The sequence below is a fragment of the Cupriavidus sp. FW216-B1 genome (genome assembly GCF_058789195.1).
Genome location: NZ_JBYTEL010000012.1, coordinates 73,350 through 94,502, shown reverse-complemented (window position 1 = coordinate 94,502; position 21,153 = coordinate 73,350). Strand labels below are relative to the sequence as shown.

General features: G+C 69.0%; 23 protein-coding genes and 1 other RNA gene. 7 read left to right on the top strand and 17 right to left on the bottom strand.

Annotated features, from left to right (window positions below; all coding sequences use genetic code 11):
* Positions 1 to 39: 39 nt before the first annotated feature.
* Positions 40 to 627 carry a BPSL1445 family SYLF domain-containing lipoprotein gene (locus tag AC3WXD_RS23145; protein ID WP_059410488.1) on the top strand — a complete coding sequence of 196 codons (588 nt, stop codon included), beginning with the start codon at positions 40 to 42 and terminating at the stop codon, positions 625 to 627.
* Positions 628 to 727: 100 nt separating this feature from the next.
* Positions 728 to 1,453, top strand: a complete 726-nt coding sequence (locus AC3WXD_RS23140) for a queuosine precursor transporter (RefSeq protein WP_020203198.1) — start codon at positions 728 to 730, stop codon at positions 1,451 to 1,453.
* Positions 1,454 to 1,475: 22 nt separating this feature from the next.
* On the opposite strand, the gene AC3WXD_RS23135 is transcribed toward AC3WXD_RS23140, so the two are convergent.
* The 4 genes from AC3WXD_RS23135 to tyrS all read right to left on the bottom strand — a co-directional run bounded on the left by AC3WXD_RS23135 (position 1,476) and on the right by tyrS (position 4,748).
* Entirely contained in the window at positions 1,476 to 2,150 is a 675-nt protein-coding gene (locus AC3WXD_RS23135; protein WP_492324775.1) for a histidine phosphatase family protein, read from the bottom strand.
* A 157-nt stretch (positions 2,151 to 2,307) separates the two neighbouring features.
* A complete protein-coding gene (locus tag AC3WXD_RS23130) occupies positions 2,308 to 2,964 on the bottom strand; it encodes a YbhB/YbcL family Raf kinase inhibitor-like protein (RefSeq protein WP_059410486.1) in 657 nt (218 codons plus the stop codon).
* A gap of 61 nt (positions 2,965 to 3,025) precedes the next feature.
* Positions 3,026 to 3,487: a D-aminoacyl-tRNA deacylase gene (dtd, locus tag AC3WXD_RS23125; protein ID WP_020203195.1), complete on the bottom strand. Its 462-nt coding sequence runs from the start codon at positions 3,485 to 3,487 to the stop codon at positions 3,026 to 3,028.
* A gap of 19 nt (positions 3,488 to 3,506) precedes the next feature.
* Complete coding sequence (tyrS, locus tag AC3WXD_RS23120; RefSeq protein ID WP_059410485.1) at positions 3,507 to 4,748, bottom strand: tyrosine--tRNA ligase; 1,242 nt, start codon at positions 4,746 to 4,748, stop codon at positions 3,507 to 3,509.
* A gap of 225 nt (positions 4,749 to 4,973) precedes the next feature.
* Between tyrS and AC3WXD_RS23115 the strand changes: the two genes are divergently transcribed.
* Together AC3WXD_RS23115 and AC3WXD_RS23110 are read left to right on the top strand one after the other, a co-directional pair.
* Positions 4,974 to 6,362: a M23 family metallopeptidase gene (locus AC3WXD_RS23115; protein WP_020203193.1), complete on the top strand. Its 1,389-nt coding sequence runs from the start codon at positions 4,974 to 4,976 to the stop codon at positions 6,360 to 6,362.
* A gap of 6 nt (positions 6,363 to 6,368) precedes the next feature.
* A complete protein-coding gene (locus AC3WXD_RS23110) occupies positions 6,369 to 7,529 on the top strand; it encodes an anhydro-N-acetylmuramic acid kinase (RefSeq protein WP_492324774.1) in 1,161 nt (386 codons plus the stop codon).
* A 39-nt stretch (positions 7,530 to 7,568) separates the two neighbouring features.
* Here the strand turns inward: AC3WXD_RS23110 and AC3WXD_RS23105 are convergent, their stop codons facing one another.
* Positions 7,569 to 8,483 (bottom strand): LysR substrate-binding domain-containing protein, encoded by a 915-nt coding sequence (locus tag AC3WXD_RS23105; protein WP_492324773.1) that lies wholly within the window; start codon positions 8,481 to 8,483, stop codon positions 7,569 to 7,571.
* A 101-nt stretch (positions 8,484 to 8,584) separates the two neighbouring features.
* On the opposite strand from AC3WXD_RS23105, the gene AC3WXD_RS23100 reads away from it, so the two are divergent.
* Positions 8,585 to 9,418, top strand: a complete 834-nt coding sequence (locus AC3WXD_RS23100; RefSeq protein WP_492324772.1) for a phytanoyl-CoA dioxygenase family protein — start codon at positions 8,585 to 8,587, stop codon at positions 9,416 to 9,418.
* Positions 9,419 to 9,524: 106 nt separating this feature from the next.
* Here the strand turns inward: AC3WXD_RS23100 and erpA are convergent, their stop codons facing one another.
* The 5 genes from erpA to rplM all read right to left on the bottom strand — a co-directional run bounded on the left by erpA (position 9,525) and on the right by rplM (position 12,326).
* Positions 9,525 to 9,893, bottom strand: coding sequence for an iron-sulfur cluster insertion protein ErpA (erpA, locus tag AC3WXD_RS23095; RefSeq protein WP_029043650.1), 369 nt, complete (start codon positions 9,891 to 9,893; stop codon positions 9,525 to 9,527).
* Between the two features lie 110 nt (positions 9,894 to 10,003).
* Positions 10,004 to 10,474 carry a bactofilin family protein gene (locus AC3WXD_RS23090; RefSeq protein WP_492324771.1) on the bottom strand — a complete coding sequence of 157 codons (471 nt, stop codon included), beginning with the start codon at positions 10,472 to 10,474 and terminating at the stop codon, positions 10,004 to 10,006.
* A gap of 42 nt (positions 10,475 to 10,516) precedes the next feature.
* On the bottom strand, positions 10,517 to 11,260 hold the full coding sequence (locus AC3WXD_RS23085; protein WP_492324770.1) for a DUF6776 family protein: 744 nt from the start codon (positions 11,258 to 11,260) through the stop codon (positions 10,517 to 10,519).
* A 233-nt stretch (positions 11,261 to 11,493) separates the two neighbouring features.
* Positions 11,494 to 11,886 carry a 30S ribosomal protein S9 gene (gene rpsI, locus AC3WXD_RS23080; protein ID WP_017226024.1) on the bottom strand — a complete coding sequence of 131 codons (393 nt, stop codon included), beginning with the start codon at positions 11,884 to 11,886 and terminating at the stop codon, positions 11,494 to 11,496.
* A gap of 11 nt (positions 11,887 to 11,897) precedes the next feature.
* Positions 11,898 to 12,326: a 50S ribosomal protein L13 gene (gene rplM / locus AC3WXD_RS23075; protein WP_011296658.1), complete on the bottom strand. Its 429-nt coding sequence runs from the start codon at positions 12,324 to 12,326 to the stop codon at positions 11,898 to 11,900.
* A 760-nt stretch (positions 12,327 to 13,086) separates the two neighbouring features.
* On the opposite strand from rplM, the gene AC3WXD_RS23070 reads away from it, so the two are divergent.
* The gene (locus AC3WXD_RS23070; protein WP_029043648.1) at positions 13,087 to 13,509 is read left to right on the top strand and encodes an OsmC family protein; all 423 of its coding nucleotides are present in this window, start codon (positions 13,087 to 13,089) and stop codon (positions 13,507 to 13,509) included.
* Positions 13,510 to 13,615: 106 nt separating this feature from the next.
* Here the strand turns inward: AC3WXD_RS23070 and rnpB are convergent.
* From rnpB to AC3WXD_RS23045, 5 genes are all read right to left on the bottom strand, one after another.
* An RNA gene (gene rnpB, locus AC3WXD_RS23065) (RNase P RNA component class A) lies at positions 13,616 to 13,956 on the bottom strand.
* A gap of 59 nt (positions 13,957 to 14,015) precedes the next feature.
* Entirely contained in the window at positions 14,016 to 14,825 is an 810-nt protein-coding gene (locus AC3WXD_RS23060; RefSeq protein WP_059410511.1) for a DUF3025 domain-containing protein, read from the bottom strand.
* A gap of 32 nt (positions 14,826 to 14,857) precedes the next feature.
* Entirely contained in the window at positions 14,858 to 15,892 is a 1,035-nt protein-coding gene (gene pyrC / locus AC3WXD_RS23055) for a dihydroorotase (protein WP_492324769.1), read from the bottom strand.
* A gap of 57 nt (positions 15,893 to 15,949) precedes the next feature.
* A complete protein-coding gene (locus AC3WXD_RS23050) occupies positions 15,950 to 17,263 on the bottom strand; it encodes a glycerate kinase type-2 family protein (RefSeq protein WP_454730923.1) in 1,314 nt (437 codons plus the stop codon).
* Positions 17,260 to 18,348 carry a tartrate dehydrogenase gene (locus tag AC3WXD_RS23045; RefSeq protein WP_020203182.1) on the bottom strand — a complete coding sequence of 363 codons (1,089 nt, stop codon included), beginning with the start codon at positions 18,346 to 18,348 and terminating at the stop codon, positions 17,260 to 17,262. Before AC3WXD_RS23045 ends, AC3WXD_RS23050 begins: the two co-directional genes overlap by 4 nt.
* A 190-nt stretch (positions 18,349 to 18,538) precedes the next feature.
* On the opposite strand from AC3WXD_RS23045, the gene AC3WXD_RS23040 reads away from it, so the two are divergent.
* The gene (locus tag AC3WXD_RS23040; protein ID WP_059410478.1) at positions 18,539 to 19,369 is read left to right on the top strand and encodes a class II glutamine amidotransferase; all 831 of its coding nucleotides are present in this window, start codon (positions 18,539 to 18,541) and stop codon (positions 19,367 to 19,369) included.
* Between the two features lie 367 nt (positions 19,370 to 19,736).
* On the opposite strand, the gene AC3WXD_RS23035 is transcribed toward AC3WXD_RS23040, so the two are convergent.
* The gene (locus tag AC3WXD_RS23035; protein ID WP_454730922.1) at positions 19,737 to 20,471 is read right to left on the bottom strand and encodes an amino acid ABC transporter ATP-binding protein; all 735 of its coding nucleotides are present in this window, start codon (positions 20,469 to 20,471) and stop codon (positions 19,737 to 19,739) included.
* Positions 20,468 to 21,151, bottom strand: a complete 684-nt coding sequence (gene gltK, locus AC3WXD_RS23030) for a glutamate/aspartate ABC transporter permease GltK (RefSeq protein ID WP_020203179.1) — start codon at positions 21,149 to 21,151, stop codon at positions 20,468 to 20,470. The genes AC3WXD_RS23035 and gltK overlap by 4 nt, the downstream gene beginning before the upstream one ends.
* Positions 21,152 to 21,153 lie beyond the last annotated feature (2 nt).

Below are 21,153 nucleotides of genomic sequence, written 5' to 3'. Positions count from 1 at the left end.
GGGCGGCCGGCCCCGTTCGTACCTGACAGGAGAGAGCACATGAATCGACGCCAGTTTGTGACCCGGATGGCGGGCTCGGGCCTGCTCGTGGCCACCGCCTTCACCGCGGGCTGCACCACCACGGGCACCAATGCGCCAACCGACGCGGCGGCCAAGCGGCAGGAGATCAACGCGGGGGCCGACGGCGCGCTCAACCGGCTCTACGGCACCACCAGCAGCGCGCGCGAGCTGGCCGCGCGCGCCCAGGGCATCCTGGTCTTCCCGCGCGTGCTGTCGGCGGGGCTGGTGATCGGCGGCGAATATGGCGAAGGCGTGCTGCGCGGCCGCAGCGGTGCTCCGGTGGGCTACTACCGCACCACCTCGGCCTCGGTGGGCCTGACCGCGGGCGGGCAGTCCAAGTCGGTCATCATCATGTTCATGACGCCCGACGCCTACAGCAAGTTCCTCAACAGCAGCGGCTGGACCGTGGGCGCGGATGCCAGCGTGGCGCTGGCCAAGATCGGCGCCAACGGCTCGATCGACACCAACACCGCGCAGCAGCCGGTGATCGGCTTCGTGCAGACCAACGCCGGGCTGATGTTCGACATCTCGCTGGACGGCTCCAAGATCGGCAAGCTGGACCTGTAGTCCGGCGCGCGCCTCACGGCGCGCGAGCGAGGCGGACGCGGCGCGAACACGGCGGCGGCATGGCTGGCATAATCGCCACACCGCCGCCCCTGGAACCGCCATGACCACATCGAACGCCACGCCCGGCCATACCGGGCGCGTCTACCGCTACTACGATCTCGTGATGGTGGCGTTCGTCACGGTCCTGCTGTGCTCCAACCTGATCGGCGCGGCCAAGGCGGCCCAGGTCACGCTGCCGCTGATCGGCCCGGTGACCTTCGGCGCCGGCGTGCTGTTCTTCCCCATCTCCTACATCTTCGGCGACGTGCTGACCGAAGTCTACGGCTACGGGCGCGACCGCCGCGTGGTGTGGGCCGGCTTCGCCGCGCTGGCCTTCGCCACGTTCATGAGCCTGGTGGTGCTGAAGATGCCGGTGGCGCCGTTCATGAGCGACTACCAGAAAAGCCTGCAGGACGTGTTCGGCAACACCTGGCGCATCGCGCTCGGCTCGCTGATCGCGTTCTGCTGCGGCAGCTTCGCCAACAGCTACGTGCTGGCCAAGATGAAGCTGTGGACCGAGGGGCGCTGGCTGTGGACGCGCACCATCGGCTCCACGCTGGCCGGCGAGCTGGTCGACTCGTCGCTGTTCTACGTGATCGCGTTCTACGGCATCTGGCCGCTGGAGAAGGTGATCCAGGTGGCGATCGCCCAGTACATCCTGAAGACCGGCTGGGAGGTGGTGATGACGCCGGTCACCTACAAGGTGGTGGGTTTCCTCAAGCGCGCCGAGCGCGAGGACTGGTACGACCGCAACACCGACTTCACGCCGTTCCGGCTGCGCGTGTAGCGCGGCCCGCCATGCCGCGCGGCTAGGGCACGCGGCGGTCCACCTCGTCGAGCGCCAGGTCCTGCAGGTGGGCCACGTCGGCCCACTGCATCACGGTCAGGCGCTGACTGTCGCAGCGCAGCCGGTTAATGCTGGCGTTGAGCAGCTCGTGCTGGCGCGGCGCTTCGAGCGTCATGTCGTTGGCTTCCCGGTAGAGGCAGTCGAGCACCCCGCCGTGCGCGACCAGCGCGATGCGCTCGCCCGGATGGCGGCGCGCCAGCGCCAGCGCGGCTTCCACCGCGCGCTCGTGGAAGGCCAGCAGCGATTCGCCGCCCTGCGGCGCGTAGTCCGGCACGCGCGCCTGCCAGCGGGCGAAATCCTCGGGCGAATTCTCCGCCACCTCCGCGTAGGTGCGGCCTTCGAGCGCGCCGTAGCAGCGCTCGCGCAGCCGCGCGTCGGGCCGCACCGTGGTGCCGAGCGCCTCGGCCAGCGGCGCCGCGGTCTGCATCGCGCGCGACAGGTCGCTGGCATAGACCGCGTCGATCGGCTCGTCGGACAGCGCCTGCGCCAGCGCGTCGGCCTGCGCCACGCCGGTGGCGTTGAGCGGGATGTCGAGCTGCCCCTGCAGGCGCCGCTCGCGGTTCCACGCGGTCTCGCCGTGGCGGATCAGGATCAGGTGGGTGAAGGCCAGCGAATGCGGCCCGGGCAATTGCGACATGCCGTTTCCTTTCTCTTCCTTGCGTTTGCCTGCGACCCTTCGCGGACCCCGCCGGCCATGCCGGCGGGGTCCGCGGCCGCGCACGGCCTCGCGCGGCCTGTCGTGGCCCGTTGTGGCCCGTTGTGGCCCGTTGTGGCCCGTTGTGGCCTGTCGCAGCCTATTGCGCCGGGCCGGACAGCTTCGGGTTCAGCGTGTAGGTGCCGGTGATCGCCGCCTGCGCCAGCACGTGGCCGCGGATCGCCTCGCGCACCTGCGCGCCGGTGAAGGTGCCGTCGAGCGGCAGGCGGTCGACGTCGAGCGCGTAGACGGTGAACACGTAGTGGTGCAGCAGGGTGTCGTTCCACGGCGGGCAGGGGCCGTCGTAGCCGTAGTAGTCGCCCTTCATGTCGGGGTCGCCGGCGAACCAGCCGGTGTAGTCGTTGAGGCCGTGGCGCAGGCCACCCGCCGCCGCGGTGCCGCCGGTGGCCTCGGGGCCGGGCTTGCCGCGCGCGATCACGCCGTCGCTGTGGCTGCCGGCGGAGATCGAGCGCAGGCCAGGCGGGATGTCGACCAGCACCCAGTGGAAGAAGTCCACGCGCGGCAGCGAGGCCGGCACTTCGCGGCCTTCCTGATTGACGTCGTCGCCGCGGCTCGGCACGTCCGGGTCGTGGCAGATCAGCACGAACGAGCGCGTGGCGGCCGGCGCCTCGTCCCAGTGCAGGTCGGGATTGCGGTTGCCCGACAGCGCCACGTGGGTGGCGGGATCCATCGCGCCGAAAGCGAAATCGACCGGGATGGGACCGTTGTCGCCGAATGCCTTGCTCCAGATCTTCATGTATCTCTCCTTGCTGGTTTGGGCGCCGCGCGCGGCGCGGCCAATGTGAGGGTCGGCGGACTCAGGCCGGCGGCACGCGCAGCCAGAAGGTCACCGGGCCGTCGTTGACCAGGCTGACCTGCATCATGGCGCCGAATTCGCCGGTCTGGACCTCGCCGTGCGCGGCGCGGGCGCGCTGCACGAAATGGTTGTAGAGACGCTCGCCGTCGGCCGGCGCGGCGGCCGGGGTGAAGCTCGGGCGGGTGCCGCTGTTGGTGTCGGCCGCCAGCGTGAACTGCGACACCACCAGCAGGCCGCCGCGCGTGCCGCGGCCGTCGATGTCCTGCACCGGCAGGTTCATCTTGCCGTTGGCGTCGGAGAACACGCGGTAGGACAGCAGCTTGGCCAGCAGGCGCTCGGCCTGGGCTTCGGTGTCGCCGCGCTCGGCGCACACCAGCGCCAGCAGGCCGGCGCCGATCTCGCCGGTGGTGCGGCCTTCGACCGTGACGCGGGCCTGCGAGACCCGCTGGATCAGCGCGATCATGGACGGCTCCGGCGCGCGCTCACGCCAGCGTCACGCGCGCGAAGCGGCGCTTGCCGACCTGCACGACGTAGCTGCCGGCCTCGACCTTGAGCGCCTTGTCGCTGACCACGGCGCCGTCGATCTTGACGCCGCCCTGCTCGATGTTGCGGTTGGCCTCGGAGGTGGACGGCACCAGGTTGGCCTGCTTGAGCAGCTGCGCGATGCCCAGCGGCGCGCCGGACAGGCTGACCGCCGGGATGTCGTCGGGCACGCCACCGCGCGCGCGGTGGTTGAAGTCTTCCAGCGCGCGCTCGGCGTCGGCCGCGCTGTGGAAGCGCGCGACGATCTCCTGGCCGAGCAGCACCTTGCAGTCGCGCGGGTTGCGGCCCAGCGCGATCTCCTGCTTCATCAGGTCGATCTCGCTCAGCGGGCGGAACGACAGCAATTCGAAGTACTGCCACATCAGGTCGTCGGAGATGCTCATCAGCTTGCCGAACATGTCGCTCGGGGCCTCGGTCACGCCGACGTAGTTGCCCTTGGACTTGGACATCTTCTCCACGCCGTCCAGGCCGACCAGCAGCGGCATGGTCAGGATGCACTGCTGCTCCTGGCCGTACTCCTTCTGCAGTTCGCGCCCGACCAGCAGGTTGAACTTCTGGTCGGTGCCGCCGAGCTCGAGGTCGGCCTTGAGCGCGACCGAATCGTAGCCTTGCATCAGCGGGTAGAGGAACTCATGGACCGAAATCGGAATCCCAGAACGGAACCGCTTGGTGAAGTCGTCGCGCTCCATCATGCGCGCCACGGTGTACTTGGCCGCCAGCTCGATCATGCCGCGCGCGCCGAGCGGGTCGCACCATTCGCTGTTGTAGCGGATCTCGGTGCGGTCCGGGTCGAGCACCAGGCTGGCCTGGCGGTAGTAGGTCTGGGCGTTGGCCTCGATCTGCTCGCGCGTGAGCGGGGGGCGCGTGGCGTTGCGCCCGGACGGATCGCCGATGGTGGAGGTGAAGTCGCCGATCAGGAAGATGACCTGGTGGCCGAGGTCCTGCAGCTGGCGCAGCTTGTTGAGCACCACGGTGTGGCCGATGTGGATGTCGGGCGCGGTCGGGTCCAGGCCCAGCTTGATGCGCAGCGGCACGCCGGTCGCCTCGCTGCGCGCGAGCTTGGCCAGCCACTCGGACTCGACCAGCAGTTCGTCGCAGCCGCGCTTGGACACCTCCAGGGCGTGCATCACGGTAGGCGTGAGGGGGTAGGAGGTGGCGGCGCCGGAGGAAACTTCAGTCATGACGTAAGTCTTTGAAAAACATGAGAATTCAGACGCGTACGAAAAACAGCCAGCGGCCGCATTTGGTATAATCCGCGCTTCTTGTGCCGGCGGGACGCTCCCGTTGGCCAACCGCCATTCTACGGCGGCAAACCAATATGGCACGCGCCGCACCTCGGGGGAGGAAGGCAGACGAAGCAGATCGTCGCGGCAGCGCAGCCCGAACCAAAGAGTGAATTTTACGTGATGTGGTCCAGACTCCGCGAAGTTTTCGCGCGTGAGCTGGTGGTTCTCGTCGATCCGACCAACGCCCTGCACGCGCGCCGGCGCAAGCAGCTCACGGCGGCGGTCGGCACGGTGTTTACGCTTGGCATGGCGGCCGCCATGGGCGTGGCGCCGCGCAACGCCTACGACGACCCCCTTGCGCCGCGCATCCGGGAAGCCATCCGGCTGCCCGACCTGCGCGACCAGCTCGAGCAACTTACCGAAACCGACGCCACCTTCGTGCGCGAGGCGCGCATGCTGCGCGGCGACACCATCGCCACGCTGCTCAAGCGGCTCGGCATCGACGATCCCGACGCGCAGGCCTTCATCCGCGGCAACGCCACCGCGCGCGGCCTGTTCGCGCTCGAGCCGGGCCAGAACGTGCAGGCCGAGGTCGACCAGGACAACCTGCTGGTGTCGCTGCAGGCCAACCTCGGCGGCGACGCGCAGTCCTCGCGCGAGCTGGTGATCGAGCGCGCCGGCGACGCCGCCACGCCGGCCTACAAGGCGCGCGTGCAGTCGGTGAAGAACGACGTGCACTACGAGATGCTGTCCGGCGCCATCGCCGCGGGCGGCTTCTTCAAGGCCATGGACGACGCCGACGTGCCCGACGACGTGGTCGCGCAGATGATCTCGATCTTCTCCGGCGTGATCGACTTCCACCACGACATCACCGCCGGCGACCGCTTCCGCATCGTCTACGAGGCGGGCTACCGCGACGCCGCCTTCGTGCGCAACGGCCGCGTGGTGGCGGTCGAGCTGATCAACCACAACCAGCTGCACCAGGCGCTGTGGTACGCGCCCGACGGCGGCGCGCAGGGCGCCCAGGGCGCCTACTACACCTTCGACGGGCGCAGCATGAAGCGGCCGTTCCTGCGCTCGCCGGTGGAGTTCTCGCGGGTGTCGTCCGGCTTCGGCGGGCGCAACCATCCGCTGCATCACAACTGGGCGCAGCACAAGGGCGTGGACTTCGCCGCGCCGACCGGCACCAAGGTGATGGCCACCGGCGACGGCGAGGTGGAATTCGTCGGCCAGCAGAACGGCTACGGCAACATCGTCATCCTCCGGCACCACAGCGGCTACGCCACCTACTACGCGCACTTGTCCGGCTTTGCCGGCATGCAGCGCGGCCAGCATGTGTCGCAGGGGCAGGTCATCGGCTACGTCGGCCAGACCGGCTGGGCCACCGGGCCGCACCTGCACTACGAGTTCCGCGTCAACGACGTGCCGCTCAACCCGCTGGCCATCGCCGCGCTGGACACGCCGGCGCTGACCGGGCCGGCGCGCCAGCAGTTCCTCGCCTACTCCAGCGAGCTGCTCAGCCGCATCAACGCGCTGCGCACCTACAACGTGGCCTCCATCAACAACTGAGCCAGCATGCCGACCTCCGCGTCCCCGCCGTCCGCCTCCGACCGCTTCATCGGCATCATGTCCGGCACCAGCATGGACGGCGCCGACGGCGTGCTGGTCGATTTCTCCGGCGCGCGGCCGGCGGTGCTGGCGGCGGCGCACCAGCCCTTCCCGGCCGAGCTGCGCGAGGCCTTCGCCGCGCTCCAGCAGCCCGGCGCCGACGAGATCCACCGCGAGGCGCTGGCCGCCAACGGACTGGCGCGCGTCTACGCCGGCTGCGTGGCGTCGCTGCTGCGCGACTCGGGGCTGGCGGCGGCGGCGATCGCGGCCGTGGGCGCGCACGGGCAGACCATCCGCCACCGGCCCGGCCTCTACGACGGCACCGGCTATACGCGCCAGAGCCAGCAGCCCGCGCTGCTGGCCGAGCTGTGCGGCATCGACGTGGTGGCGGATTTCCGCAGCCGCGACGTGGCCGCCGGCGGCCAGGGCGCGCCGCTGGTGCCGGCGCTGCACCAGGCTCTGTTCGGCGCCGCCGGCGAGACACGCGTGGCCTGCAACATCGGCGGCATCTCGAACATCAGCGTGCTGCCCGCCACCGCCGGCGGCCAGGGCGGCCAGGCCCCCGTCAGCGGCTTCGACTGCGGCCCCGGCAACGTGCTGCTCGACTACTGGATCGAGCGCCACCACGGCCAGGCCTTCGACGCCGGCGGCGCCTGGGGCGCCAGCGGCAGCATCGACCACGCGCTGCTGGCGCGCCTGCTGGCCGAGCCCTATTTCAGCGTGGCCCCGCCCAAGAGCACCGGCCGCGACCTGTTCCACCCGGCCTGGCTGGAAAGCCATCTCGCCGCCCACGGCGCCGCGCTCGCGCCGGCCGATGTGCAGGCCACGCTGGCCGCGCTCACGGCCGAGACCATCGCGCGTGACGTGCGCGCGCACGCGCCCGGCGCCGCGCGGCTGATCGTGTGCGGCGGCGGCGCGCGCAACGGCTTCGTCATGGCGCTGCTGGCGCGCGCGCTGCCGGGCGTGGCCGTGCAAAGCTCGGACGACTTCGGCGTGCCGGTCTCGCAGGTCGAAGGCATCGCCTTCGCATGGCTGGCGCGCCAGATGCTGCTGCGCGCGCCGGGCAACGTGCCGACCGTCACCGGCGCGGCCGGCCCGCGCGTGCTGGGCGCGCTCTACCCGCGCTAAGAAGGCGCTTCTTAGAAGGCGCTTCTTGCCGCTACATCCTCACGCCGGCTGCGCGTGGCCGGCCTCGCATGCCCACTGGATGAAGGCCTCGGCCACCGGCGACGGCCGCATGGCCGGCGAGCGCGCCAGCACCACGCGCTGCGGCGCCACCGCGTCGCGCAGCGGCAGGCAGGCGATCGGCTCGCCGTCGTAGCTGTGGTCCCCGGCCGGGCGCGTGCACGACAGCGCCACGCCGTAGCCATGCGCCACCAGCCCGCGCTGCATCTCGAAGGTCTGCGTGTACTGGTGCAGCTGCGGGCGCAGGCCGTGGGCCCAGAACAGCGACAGGAAATACTCGCGCGTCTGCGCGATGTCCTCCAGGATCAGCCGCTCCGAAGCCAGCTCGGCCAGGCTGACGTCCGCCTGCCCGGCACGCGCGTGGCCGGCCGGCAGCAACGCATAGGGCGCCAGCCGCGCCACCACCCAGCGCGCGATGCGCTGGTCGAAGCCGAGATCGTAGGTCAGCGCCAGCTCTGCCTTGCCGGCGGCCAGCGCGCGATGCACCGTCGCCAGGTCCGCCTCGAACAGCGTCACCGAGACCTCCGGATGCCGGCGGCGAAAGCCGGCCAGCAGGCGCGGCGCATAGTAGGCACCGAGATCCTGGAAGCACGTCAGCGAAAGCTGCCCGCGCAGGCCGCGCCCGGCGGCCCCGTGCGCGCCGCCGGCGCCCAGGCCCGCGGCCAGCGCCAGGATGTCGCGCGCGCGGCCGAGCAGTTGCTGGCCGGCCGGCGTCAGTTCCAGCCCGCGGCTGACCTGGCGGCGGAATAGCGTCTCGCCGAGCGTTTCCTCGAGCTGCGCGATCGCCAGCGACACCGACGGCTGCGACACATGGCGCGCCCGCGCGGCGGCGCTGATGCTGCCGTGCTCGGCGGCGGCCACGAAGTATTCGAGCTGGCGGAAGGAGAAACCAATCATAATTTCCAATACTACAGCATAGGAAATATATGCTTTTCCTATCTCCAGGCAGCCGCGATACTCGTTCCATCCCCGCCCCACGCCAGCCGGAAAGGACCATCGTGACCCTCTCGCCAGCCCCCTCGGCCGCCCTCCCGGCCGCCCTCTCGCCGGCCGACATCGAAACCTACCAGCGCGACGGCGCGCTGGTGCTGCGCGGCGCCTTCGCCGGCTGGGTGGCCGCGCTGCGCGATGGCTTCGAGCAGAATCTCGCGCAGCCCGGTCCGTTCGCGATCGAGAACGTCGGCGGCGGCGAGCGCGGGCGCTTCTTCGAGGACTACTGCAACTGGCAGCGCATCGCGCCGTTCGCCGACTTCATCCGCCGCTCGCCGGCGGCGGAGATCGCCGGGCGGCTGATGGGGGCCGACGCCGTGCAGGTCTTCCACGAGCACATCCTGGTCAAGGAGCCGGGCACGGCCAAGCCCACGCCCTGGCACCAGGACCTGCCCTATTACTGCGTGGAAGGACTGCAGACCGCGAGCTACTGGATTCCGCTCGACCCCGTCACCCGCGCCAACACCTTGCGCGTGGTGCTCGGCTCGCACCGCTGGCCGCGGCTGGTGCGGCCCAAGCGCTGGGCCAGCAACGAGAATTTCTACGCTGGCGACGACCTGTTCATGGAGATGCCCGACGTGGAAGACGGCAGCCACGCGATCCTGGTGCCGGAGCTGGAGCCCGGCGACGCGGTGGTGTTCGACTTCCGCACCGTGCACGGCGCCGCCGGCAATACCGGCAGCGGCCGGCGCCGCGCGTTCTCGGCGCGCTTCCTCGGCGACGACGTGCGCTACCTCGCGCGGCCGGGCCGGACCTCGCCGCCGTTCCCGGGCATCGGGCTGGCCAGCGGCGAGCGCATGCGCGAGGACTGGTTCCCGGTGGTGTGGCGCCGGCCTTCGTAGATCGGCCGCGCCTCGTGCTGGTGCGGGACGGCGGCCCTTGCCGGGTGCATGAAAACAAAAAGCGCACCGAAGTGCGCTTTTTTACTGCTGGCCGGTCGGGCGTTCGTCAGACCGAGAACGAAGAACCGCAGCCGCAGGTGGTGGTGGCGTTGGGATTCTTGATCACGAACTGCGCGCCGTTGATGTCTTCCTTGTAGTCGATCTCGGCGCCCACCAGGTACTGGTAGCTCATCGAGTCGATCAGCAGCGTGACGCCGTTCTTGTTGAGGGTGGTGTCGTCCTCGTTGACGTCTTCATCGAAGGTGAAGCCGTACTGGAAGCCGGAACAGCCGCCGCCCTGCACGAAGACGCGCAGTTTCAGGTCGGCATTGCCCTCTTCCTCGATCAACTGCTTGACCTTGTCGGCAGCGCTGTCGGTAAAGACAAACGGAGCCGGCATGTCCTCGGTAACGGGTGCCTCTGCGACTGCGTTCATGGGGTTCTCCTGTTTAGATACGCCTGTATTCTAAGCGCATCGGGAAGATCGTGCCGAAACCCCGCAACTTCAAGGGCTTCTGCCGCCGCCGGCCCGCCGCGCGTGCGTCATCAGGCGGTTTTCTGCGCATCCCCGGCCGCATCCGCACCATCCGCAACATCCGCGGCATCCGAAGCGTCCGCCGCGCCGCTGGCCAGCGACAGGTTGGGCAGCGCCTTGGGCTCGCCGGCGCCGAGCGGCACCAGCCGCCCTTCGACCAGCGCGCCCTGGTGCATTTCCAGCGCCGCGTAGTGCACCTCGCCGTACACGCGCGCGTGCGGCTGCAGTTCCAGCAGCTCGGCCGCGTGGACGGGGCCGGTCACGGTGCCGTTGAGGATCAGGTGGCCGACGCGGACCTCGCCCTCGACCACGCCTTTCTCGCTGATGACCAGCATGCTCGACTGCTCGGCCAGCGCCGTCACGTTGCCGCGCACGCGACCGTCCAGGCGCAGGCCGCCCGAGAACGTGAGGTCGCCGTGGATCACAGTGTGCTGGCCGATCAGCGTATCGATCGCCAGGCCCTTCTTCTTGGAAAAAAACATAGGTCCTTTTGCCCCTCTCTGGAGTTGCCGGCCGCGGCGGCCTTACGGCAGGGCCGTCTGGGTCGCGCGTAACTGACCGTTCTGCAAAATTCGTACCGTCACCGCCTGCACCGCGGCGCCGGCAGGCAGCGCGAACGTCCCCTCGATGCGCTGGTAGTGCGTGAGGCGCAGGTCCGGCAGCGCGCCGGCCTGGTCCTCGCCCAGGTTCAAGGTGACGGGCTGGCCGTCCCGCACCAGCGAAGCCACCAACTGTAACTCACCGCGAAACTCGGGCAGGGACGAGAACGCCTTCGAGCCGCCCTGCATGACAAGTAACCGATAGTGCATCTTTTGTGTGTCAGCTTCATCAACGCTGACCCGGAAACTGCGCACGTGGATGCCCGAGGTATTGCCACTGGCGGGCAGCAGGCTCTCGAAGAACGCCAGGTCTTCCTGGAGCTGGGCAACCTCGCCCTCCGCCGTCTTGAGCTGCTGCGCCAGCCCGCGCTGCGCGCCGCGCGCCATCTGCAACTGCGCGTCGGCGGTATTGGCCGCGGCCTGCAGGCGGTCGCGCTCGGCCGAAACCGCCGCCACCTGCCCGCGCAGCGCCCTGTTCTGCGCCGCCATGTCCGGCCCCGCCGCGCCAACCGCGCGCCGGCCGGCGTAATACGCCCCTCCCGCCACCGCCGCCACCAGCGCGGCCACCAGCGTCCCGCCCAGCACGCGCACCGGCCACGGCCGGTGCGAGCGCACGGCCAGCGGCCGCGACATCGGCGCGCGACGCGGACGCAGCAGGCGGTATTTCATGCGCTGCGCCGGGGTCGCGCTGGCGGTTGGGTCATCTGAGGTTCTCCGGGCGGGAAGTGCCGGAATTGTATCCGGGAAGAGGCATTGGCATTATAAAGCGCGCGTGACACCTGCCTCGCCCCGGGGTCGGCGCGGGCGGCACGGCCGGCCGGCGGGCAAAAAAAAACCGCACGGCGAACCGTGCGGTCTTTCTGGCTCGGCCAGATCCGGTGAACCGGACCTGCCGGACACGATCAGCGCTTCGAGAACTGCTTGCGGCGACGTGCCTTGTGGAAACCGACCTTCTTGCGTTCCACTTCGCGCGCATCGCGCGTGACGAAGCCAGCCTTGGACAGCGTGGGCTTCAGGGTCGCGTCGTAGTCGATCAGCGCGCGGGTGATGCCGTGGCGAACCGCGCCGGCCTGGCCGGTTTCGCCGCCGCCGGTCACGTTGACCTTGATGTCGAAGGTCTGTGCGTTGGCGGTCAGTTCGAGCGGCTGGCGCACGATCATCAGCGAGGTTTCGCGAGCGAAATACTCATTGATGGGCTTGCCGTTGACGATGATGTCGCCCTTGCCCGACTTGATGAAGACACGAGCCACAGCGCTTTTGCGGCGGCCGGTACCGTAATTCCAGTTTCCGATCATGGATGGCCCCCTTAGATTTCCAGCGCCTTAGGCTGCTGCGCTTCATGCGGATGCTCGGCTTCGGCGTACACCTTCAGCTTCTTGATCATCGCATAGCCCAGCGGGCCCTTGGGCAGCATGCCCTTCACAGCCTTTTCCAGGGCACGGCCCGGGAAACGCTGCTGCATCTTGCCGAACGTCGTTTCGTAGATACCGCCCGGGTAGCCCGAATGGCGGTAGTACTTCTTGTCCGTTTCCTTGGTACCCGTGACACGCAGCTTGGCTGCGTTGACGATGATGATGTAATCACCCGTGTCGACGTGCGGAGTAAATTCCGGCTTGTGCTTGCCGCGCAGTCGGCGTGCCACTTCGCTGGCAACACGGCCGAGGACTTTGTCCGTCGCGTCAATCACGTACCAGTCGCGCTTTACCTCTGCAGGCTTGGCGGAAAAGGTCTTCATGATTTTTCCTGAGACTTGTAGAACTGCCCGTAACGTGACGCGCACCGCCTTGCTTGTGATCGCTGATCGGTGCTGGCGCCGTCGGCCGGTCCTCGGGACCTGGCCTTCTCCTGCTTGTATGTGCAGGCTCTCCCTGAATCCTTTTCCGCGGGCATGACGGAAAAGCCCTCGATTATACTGTCGTTTTTGGCGCAGGCACAAGCAAAGTCTGGGCTCCGCGTCAAGACGGCATGTGCCGGGCGACGGCGGCGGCACTTCGATGGGCGCGGCCGGATGCCAGCGGGAGGTGGACGGGTGCGGGAAGGCGAAAAAAAACCCAAGCCATGAGCTTGGGTTTGAATCCACCAAAGGAGGAGGGTGGAGGAGACACCTGGAGAGCGACGGGGCCTGGCTGGCGGTGCGGCCGGCGAACCGGGAAGTTCGCTTTCGCACTCTGGCGAGTCCTGCATGCCGTCGTTCAATGATTGAAATTATACATGAGCGCCCTTCCGGCGCAAGAAAATTTGCAGTGCGGAATGGCGTTTTGCATTGTAAAAAATTGCGACACGGCAAAAACATAGTGCATTAATCAACAAAATCAAATACTTACGACCGATTTCGCCTGTCATCAAACCGTCATCTTAGAGGAAACCCTCAGTCTTGAGCCGGATCTGATGCGTCCTGACCACACATTGGCAAGTGGCATATACTAAAAAATCAAGTTTCGAAATCGCGTGTTCGTGATCGGATACGCACTCACCAAAGCGCAGGATCGAACAAAATGGAATGCAAAGTAACTTGGATGGGCGGCGACGGCATGACCTTCGTGGCCGAGACCGGCAGCGGCCACGTGGTCGCGATGGACGGTGCGCGCGAGGGCGGCGGCCACGACCTGGCGCCGCGGCCGATGGAAATGGTGTTGCTGGGCACCGGCGGCTGCACCGCCTATGACGTCGTGCTGATCCTGAAGCGCGGCCGGCAGGACGTGCGCGGCTGCAGCGTGAAGCTGGAAGCCGAGCGCGCCGGCGAAGACCCGAAGGTGTTCACGCGCATCAATTTCCATTTCACCGTGACGGGCCGCAACCTCAATGCCAGCACGGTCGAGCGCGCCATCCAGCTGTCGCACGACAAGTACTGCTCGGCGTCGATCATGCTGGCCAAGACGGCCGAGATCACGCACACGGTGGAGATCGTGGAAGGGTAAGCGGTAAGCGCGAGGATGGGCGCGGACCGGCATGGCGGCCGCACCTTCCATTGTCCCGGGCGGCATGCGACGCGCAATGCGCGCCGGCCGGGACGGAAGAATCGGGAAGCAAAGCAGGCCGATAAGCCGGATTCTGTGCGCGCCACCCGCCTTGCGGCCGGCGGCGCGTGACAACCATTCCTCTAGGCCGGCCGTTACCGGCCGGCTCCAGCTCCCTACCCGCAGGCTCAGCGGGCCGCCTCGATGCCTGCCTATTTGGGATTGCTCCAGGTGGAGGTTACCGCGTTTCACCCTTGCCGCCGGGCGAACCCGGCGGCAAGACTCGTCTCTGTGGCCCTATTCCGCACGTTGCCGTGGATGGCTGTTAGCCAACACCCTGCCCTGTGGAGTCCGGACTTTCCTCCCCTTGCACCTTGCGATGCAAGCAGCGATTGTCTGTCCTGCTTTGCGGCCCGCAGTCTAACACCGTTTGGCCCCGGCCCGGCCTGGCGCGCGCGGCCCGGGCGCTAGGCCGCCGCGGCGCGCCGGCCCGGACGGAACACGGCGGCATCCGCGTAGAAGTCCGGATCGCGGTTGGCATCGCACCAGCCCGGGATGCCCAGCACGGGCAGCGGCGCGAAATCGCGGCTCGACAGCGCGCGGCGTTCGAGCGAGGCGGCCACGGCCGCATCGAGCGTGCCGGGCAGCTCGCCGCCCGCCGCGGGCGGCAAGGCCAGCGGCCACGCGTGCGCGGTCAGGGCCTTGTAGGGCCGCGCCAGCTTTTCCAGCAGCGCGTGGCCGAACGGCACCACGGCGCAGCCGGCTGCCTCCCAGTCCGCGCGCCGCGCCACGAACAGCGTGTGCCAGCCGAAACCGCGCAACGCGCTTTCCAGCCTGCCGTCCGTGCTCAGGAACAGGATGGCGTTCTCGTCGAACAAGGTGGCGGCGTCGCGCAGGGCGCCGCGGCGCGGCTGCACGCCGGCGGCGGCGATCGCCTCGGCCTGGAGCCGGTTCAGCGCGCGCTTGGCCTGGGGGAAATGCAACCAGACCAGCGCGTTGAAGACGTCGTGCAGGTTGTCGCGCGTGGGCACCGCGCCGGTGGCGAAGATATGGGCCTCGTAGGCGGTGCCGGCAGGAAGCTCGGCCTGCGGCACGAAGCGCAGCGGCAGGCCGCGCGCGTTGCGCAGGCCTTGCCGCGCGCTGAGTTCGCAGAGCGCGGCGCGCAGGTCGGCGCCGGCTTGCAGCGCGCCGGCCAGCGCCGCGCCGACCCGTGCGAACGGTTTGTACCAGGGCCGCGTCCAGTCGATCTCCGCCACGGCGCCGGCCACGGGCGGCATGCCGCCCTGCTGCTGCGTCACGGCCGCGAGGCTCAGCTGGCCTTCCAGCGCAGCGTCTCGCCGCCGCGCAGCGGCACCAGCGTGGTGTCGCCGTACGGCAGTTCGGCCGGCAGTTCCCACGCCTCGCGCGTCAGCGTCAGCGTGCCGCCGTTGCGCGGCAGGCCGTAGAAGGCCGGGCCGTTGAAGCTGGCGAACGCTTCGAGCTTGTCCAGCGCGCCGGCGGCCTCGAAGGCCTCGGCGTAGAGCTCCATCGCGTGCAGGGCGGTGTAGCAGCCGGCGCAGCCGCAGGCATGTTCCTTGAGGCCGCGCGCGTGCGGCGCGCTGTCGGTGCCGAGGAAGAAGCGCGGGCTGCCGGACACGGCAGCGGCCACCAGCGCGGCGCGGTGGATCTCGCGCTTGAGCACCGGCAGGCAGTAGTAGTGCGGGCGGATGCCGCCGGTGAAGAGCGCGTTGCGGTTGTACAGCAGGTGATGCGCGGTGATGGTGGCGCCGACCGGGCCTTCGGCGTCGCGCACGTATTCGGCGGCGTCCTTGGTGGTGATGTGCTCGAAGACCACCTTGAGGCCGGGGAAGTCGCGGCGCAGCGGCGTCATCACGCGGTCGATGAAGACGGCCTCGCGGTCGAAGATGTCGATGTCGGCATCGGTCACTTCGCCGTGCACCAGCAGCGGCAGGCCGGCGCGCTCCATCGCCTCCAGCGCGCTCGCGCAGCGGCGCAGGTCGCTCACGCCGGCGTCGCTGTTGGTGGTGGCGCCGGCCGGGTAGAGCTTGACCCCGTGCACGAAGCCGCTGGCCTTGGCCGCGACGATTTCCGCGGCCGGGGTGTTGTCGGTCAGGTACAGCGTCATCAGCGGCTCGAACGCCATGCCGACCGGCAGCGCGGCCAGGATGCGCTCGCGGTAGGCCGCCGCCTGCGCCACCGTGGTCACGGGCGGCTTCAGGTTCGGCATGATGATGGCGCGGGCGAACTGGCGGGCGGTGTCGGGCAGCACGGCGGCCAGCGCCGCGCCGTCGCGCAGGTGCAGGTGCCAGTCGTCCGGGCGGGTGATGGTGAGGGTCTGGGTCATGGCTTGGTGTGGCTCGGGTGGCCGGCCGCCGGTGGCGGCCAGCGCTTTCGCGGGGGATTACAGGATCAGGATGGCGCGGTAGTCGTTCACGTTGGTGCGCGTGGGGCCGGTGATCACGAGGTCGCCGGCGGCGTCGAAGAAGCCCCAGGCGTCGTGCGCGTCCAGCCGCGCGCGCGCCGGGGCGCCGGCGGCCTGCGCGCGCGCCGCCGTGGACGGGTCCAGCAGGGCGCCGGCGTTGTCCTCGGAGCCGTCGATGCCGTCGGTGTCGGCCGCGATGGCGTACACGCCGGCGGCGCCGTCGAGCTCCAGCGCCAGCGACAGCAGGAACTCGGCGCAGCGCCCGCCGCGCGGCTTCGTGCCGGCCGCGCCGCCGCCCGCGGGCAGCGTCACGGTGCATTCGCCGCCCGAGATCAGCGCCACCGGCGCGGCGAACGGCGCATTGTACGCGCGTATCTCGCGCACCAGCGCGGCGTACACGCGCGCCACTTCCTGCGCCTCGCCGGTCACGGTGTCGCCCAGCACCACCGGCTGGATGCCGCGCGCGCGGAAGACCTCGGCCGCCGCCGTCAGGCTGCCGTGCGCCGTGGCGATCACGCGGTTGTCGACGCGGGCGAACAGCGCGTCGCCCGGCTTGGGCGTTTCCGCCACTTCGCCGCGCGCGCCGCGCTCGAGGTAGGCGCGCACCGCCGGCGGCACCGTGGCGCCGTGGCGGCGCAGGATGTCCAGCGCGTCGCCGTAGGTGCTCGGGTCCGGCACCGTGGGGCCGGAGGCAATCGCGCTCGGGTCGTCGCCGGCCACGTCGGAGACGATCAGCGTCGTCACCGGCGCGCGGCTGGCCTGGGCGAGCCGCCCGCCCTGGATGCGCGACAGGTGCTTGCGCACGATGTTCATCTCGGTGATCGGCGCGCCGCAGCGCAGCAGTTCCTGCGTGGTGGCCTTCAGGTCGGCCATCGCGATGCCTTCGGCCGGCAGCGACAGCAGGCTCGAGCCGCCGCCCGAGACCAGCACGATCAGACGGTCGTCCGGGCCGAGCGCGGCCACGCAGGCCAGGATCTCGGCCGCGGCGCGCTCGCCGGCTTCGTCGGGCACCGGGTGGCCGGCCTCGATCACGCGCACGTGCGCGGTCGGCAGGCCGTGGGCATAGCGCGTGACCACCAGCCCTTCGATGACATGGCCCGGGTCCAGGCGCGCATAGGCCTGCTCCACCGCCAGCGCCATCGAGGCGGCGGCCTTGCCCGCGCCCACCACCAGCGTGCGGCCGCCCGGCTGCGGCGGCGGCAGATGGTCCGCCACGATGCGCAGCGGATCGGCCGCCGCTACCGCTGCCTGGAAGGTGTCGAGCAGCAGGGCCCGCGCGTCGGCCGCGCTCACAGCGCCTCCGCGATGGCCTGGCCCAGGTCCGCGGTGCCGGCCTTGCCGCCGATGTCGCGGGTCAGCGGCGCGTGTTCCGGGCCGGCCGCCAGCACCTGCTCGATGGCGCCCAGCACGGCCGCGCCGGCTTCCGCGTGGCCCAGGTGCTCCAGCATCATCGCGCCGCACCAGATCTGGCCGATCGGGTTGGCCACGCCGCGCCCGGCGATGTCGGGCGCCGAGCCGTGCACCGGCTCGAACAGGCTGGGGAAGGTGCGGTCCGGGTTGATGTTGCCCGACGGCGCGATGCCGATGGTGCCGGTGCAGGCCGGGCCCAGGTCGGAAAGGATGTCGCCGAACAGGTTGCTGGCCACCACCACGTCGAACCAGTCGGGATGCTGGACGAAGTGCGCGGTCAGGATGTCGATGTGGTACTTGTCGACCTTGACGCCGGGATAGCCGGCCGCCATCGCCTCCACGCGCTCGTCCCAGTACGGCATGGTGATGGAGATGCCGTTGGACTTGGTGGCCGAGGTCAGATGCTTGCCCGGGCGCTTGTTCGCCAGCTCGAAGGCGAACTTGAGGATGCGGTCCACGCCGGTGCGCGTCATCACCGTTTCCTGGATCACCACTTCGCGGTCGGTGCCGGGGAACATGCGTCCGCCGATGCTGGAATACTCGCCCTCGGTGTTCTCGCGCACCACGTAGAAATCGATGTCGCCGGGCTTGCGCGGGTTGCCGTCGCGGTCCACCAGCGGGCTGCGGATGCCGGGCATGAGCCGCACCGGGCGCAGGTTGACGTACTGGTCGAACGAGCGGCGGAACTGCAGCAGCGAGCCCCACAGCGAGACGTGGTCGGGCACGGAATCGGGCCAGCCCACCGCGCCGAAATAGATCGCGTCGTACTTGACCAGGGTGTCGAACCAGTCGTCCGGCAGCATCTTGCCGTGGCGGGCGTAGTAGTCGCAGCTGGAAAAGTCGAACTGGTCGAACTGCAGGTCGATGCCGAAACGCCGCGCGGCGGCGTCCATCACGCGCAGCCCCTCGGGCATCACTTCGGTGCCGATGCCGTCGCCAGGGATGACTGCGATCTTGTATTTGCTCATGTCTCGAAAAGCCCGCTGAAGGTGTACAGGACGAATGGTTGTCGGGAAGATCCGGCGGCGGCCGGGCGGCATGCCGGCGGCGCGCGGGAAAACCGCGAGGCGCGACGCGCTTGGCAGAAAACCCGGGCTGGCCGGATAATGGAACATTCTATTGCAATCCGGCAGCCTGCTGCCGGTCCGGTGCCCCGCCATGTGCCAGCTGCTCGGCATGAACTGCGCCACGCCGACCGACGTGACGTTCTCCTTTACCGGCTTCGCCGCCCGCGGCGGCGTCACGGACCACCATGCCGACGGCTTCGGCGTGGCGTTCTTCGAGGACAAGGCCTGCCGACTGTTCATCGACAACCAGTCCGCCGGCACCTCGCCGGTGGCCGACCTGATCAAGCGCTACCCGATCAAGTCCAAGAACGTCATCTCGCATATCCGCAAGGCGACCCAGGGCACCGTGCTGCTGGAGAACTGCCACCCGTTCATGCGCGAGCTGTGGGGCCGGCACTGGATCTTCGCCCACAACGGCGACCTGAAGAACTTCTCGCCGTTCCTGTCCGGCGTCTACCAGCCGGTGGGCGACACCGACAGCGAACTGGCCTTCTGCACGCTGATGCAGGGCCTGCGCAAGCGCTTCCCCGGCTCGCAGCCGCCGCTCAACGAGCTGTGCCACGCGCTGGCCGACATCACGCGCGAGATCACGCTGCACGGCGTGTTCAACTACCTGCTGTCCAACGGGCAGGCGCTGTTCGCGCACTGCTCCACGCGCCTGTACTACATCGTGCGCCAGTGGCCGTTTTCCACGGCGCACCTGATCGACGCCGACCTGTCGATCGACTTCGCCCAGGTCACCACGCCCGACGACCGCGTGGCGGTGATCGCCACCGCGCCGCTGACCGACAACGAGACCTGGACCGCGTTCGCGCCGGGCGAGCTGATGATGTTCGAGGAAGGCCGCTCGGTGATGACGCTGTCGGTGCCGATCCCGCCCGAGGTGCAGGCCAGGAACGCGGCGAACAGCGCCTGCACCTGAGGTGCCGGTTTGCTCCCCTCTCCCGCGCAGTGGGAGAGGGGTTGGGGGAGAGGGCGGGGGCTGGCGAATGCTGGCGCGCTGGAAAAAACCGGCGGCTTCGTCCGCGGTCATCATGCCGGACAACACCGTTGGCCCCGCTTCTTGTGACTCCTGGTCAAACCGCCCCTCTCCCCGGCCCTCTCCCCGTGAGGGGAGAGGGAGGACACCTTGCTTGGGCCAGCTCTGGCGGTGTGGGCCCGTTCGCGGGCTTCGTCAATCGTCCGGGGGGAGACAACATGCGGCAACCGACCGTCTTTGCCGGCGGATAAGAAAAGGGACGCCTCGGCGTCCCTTTTCATGGCTTGCCGCCTCGGGCGGCCATCCAATCTCAATGATGCAGGATCTTCGACAGGAACTGCTTGGCGCGCTCCGAGCGCGCGTCGATGTTGCCGAAGAACTCTTCCTTGGGGCAGTCCTCGACGATCTTGCCCGCATCCATGAAGATCACGCGGTTGGCGACCTTGCGCGCGAAGCCCATTTCGTGGGTCACGCACATCATGGTCATGCCTTCCTGCGCGAGCTGCACCATCACGTCCAGCACTTCGTTGACCATTTCCGGGTCCAGCGCCGAAGTGGGCTCGTCGAACAGCATGCAGATCGGGTCCATCGACAGCGCGCGGGCGATCGCCACGCGCTGCTGCTGGCCGCCCGACAACTGGCCCGGGAACTTGGCCGCCTGGCTCTTCAGGCCGACCCGCTCGAGGTACTTCAGGCCCTTGGCGGTGGCTTCCTCCTTCGAGCGGCCGAGCACCTTCACCTGGGCGATGGTCAGGTTCTCGGTGATCGACAGGTGCGGGAACAGCTCGAAGTTCTGGAACACCATGCCCACGCGCGAGCGCAGCTTGGGCAGGTTGGTCTTGGGCGAGCCGACCGAGGTGCCGTCGACCAGGATGTCGCCCTTCTGGAACGGTTCCAGCGCGTTGACGGTCTTGATCAGGGTCGACTTGCCGGAGCCCGACGGACCGCACACCACCACCACCTCGCCCTTGGCGACCTTGGTGGTGCAATCGGTCAGCACCTGGAAGGCGCCATACCACTTGGAGACGTTGTTGATTTCAATCATACGGCCACCTTTTTCTGGTAACGCTTGACCAGCAGAGATGCGGAAAAACAGATTATGAAGTACACCAGCCCGGCGAACAGCAGCATCTCCACGATGCGGCCGTCACGCTCGCCGATGCCGTAGGCCTGGCCGAAGAAGTCGGCCAGCGCGCTGACGTAGACCAGCGACGTATCCTGGAACAGGATGATGCCCTGGGTCAGCAGCAGCGGCACCATGTTGCGGAACGCCTGCGGCAGGATCACCAGCCGCATGGACTGGCCGTAGGTCATGCCCATCGCCTGCGCGGCGAACATCTGCCCGCGCGACACGCTCTGGATGCCGGCGCGGATGATCTCGGAGTAGTACGCCGCCTCGAACAGCGCGAACGCGATCAGCGCCGAGGTCATGCGCAGGTCCGACGCCTGCGACAGGTTGAACGTCTTCTGCAGCACCTGCGGGATGATCAGGAAGAACCACAGCAGCACCATCACCAGCGGGATGGAGCGGAAGATGGTCACGTAGCCCTGCGCGAACCAGTTCAGCGGCTTGACCGAGGACAGGCGCATCATCGCCAGGATGGTGCCCCAGACGATGCCCACCACCACCGCGGTGACGGTGATCTTGAGCGAGACCATCATGCCCTCGCCCAGCACTTCCAGCGTGGTCGCGTTGATCGAGCTGAAATCGAATGAATATGCCATGA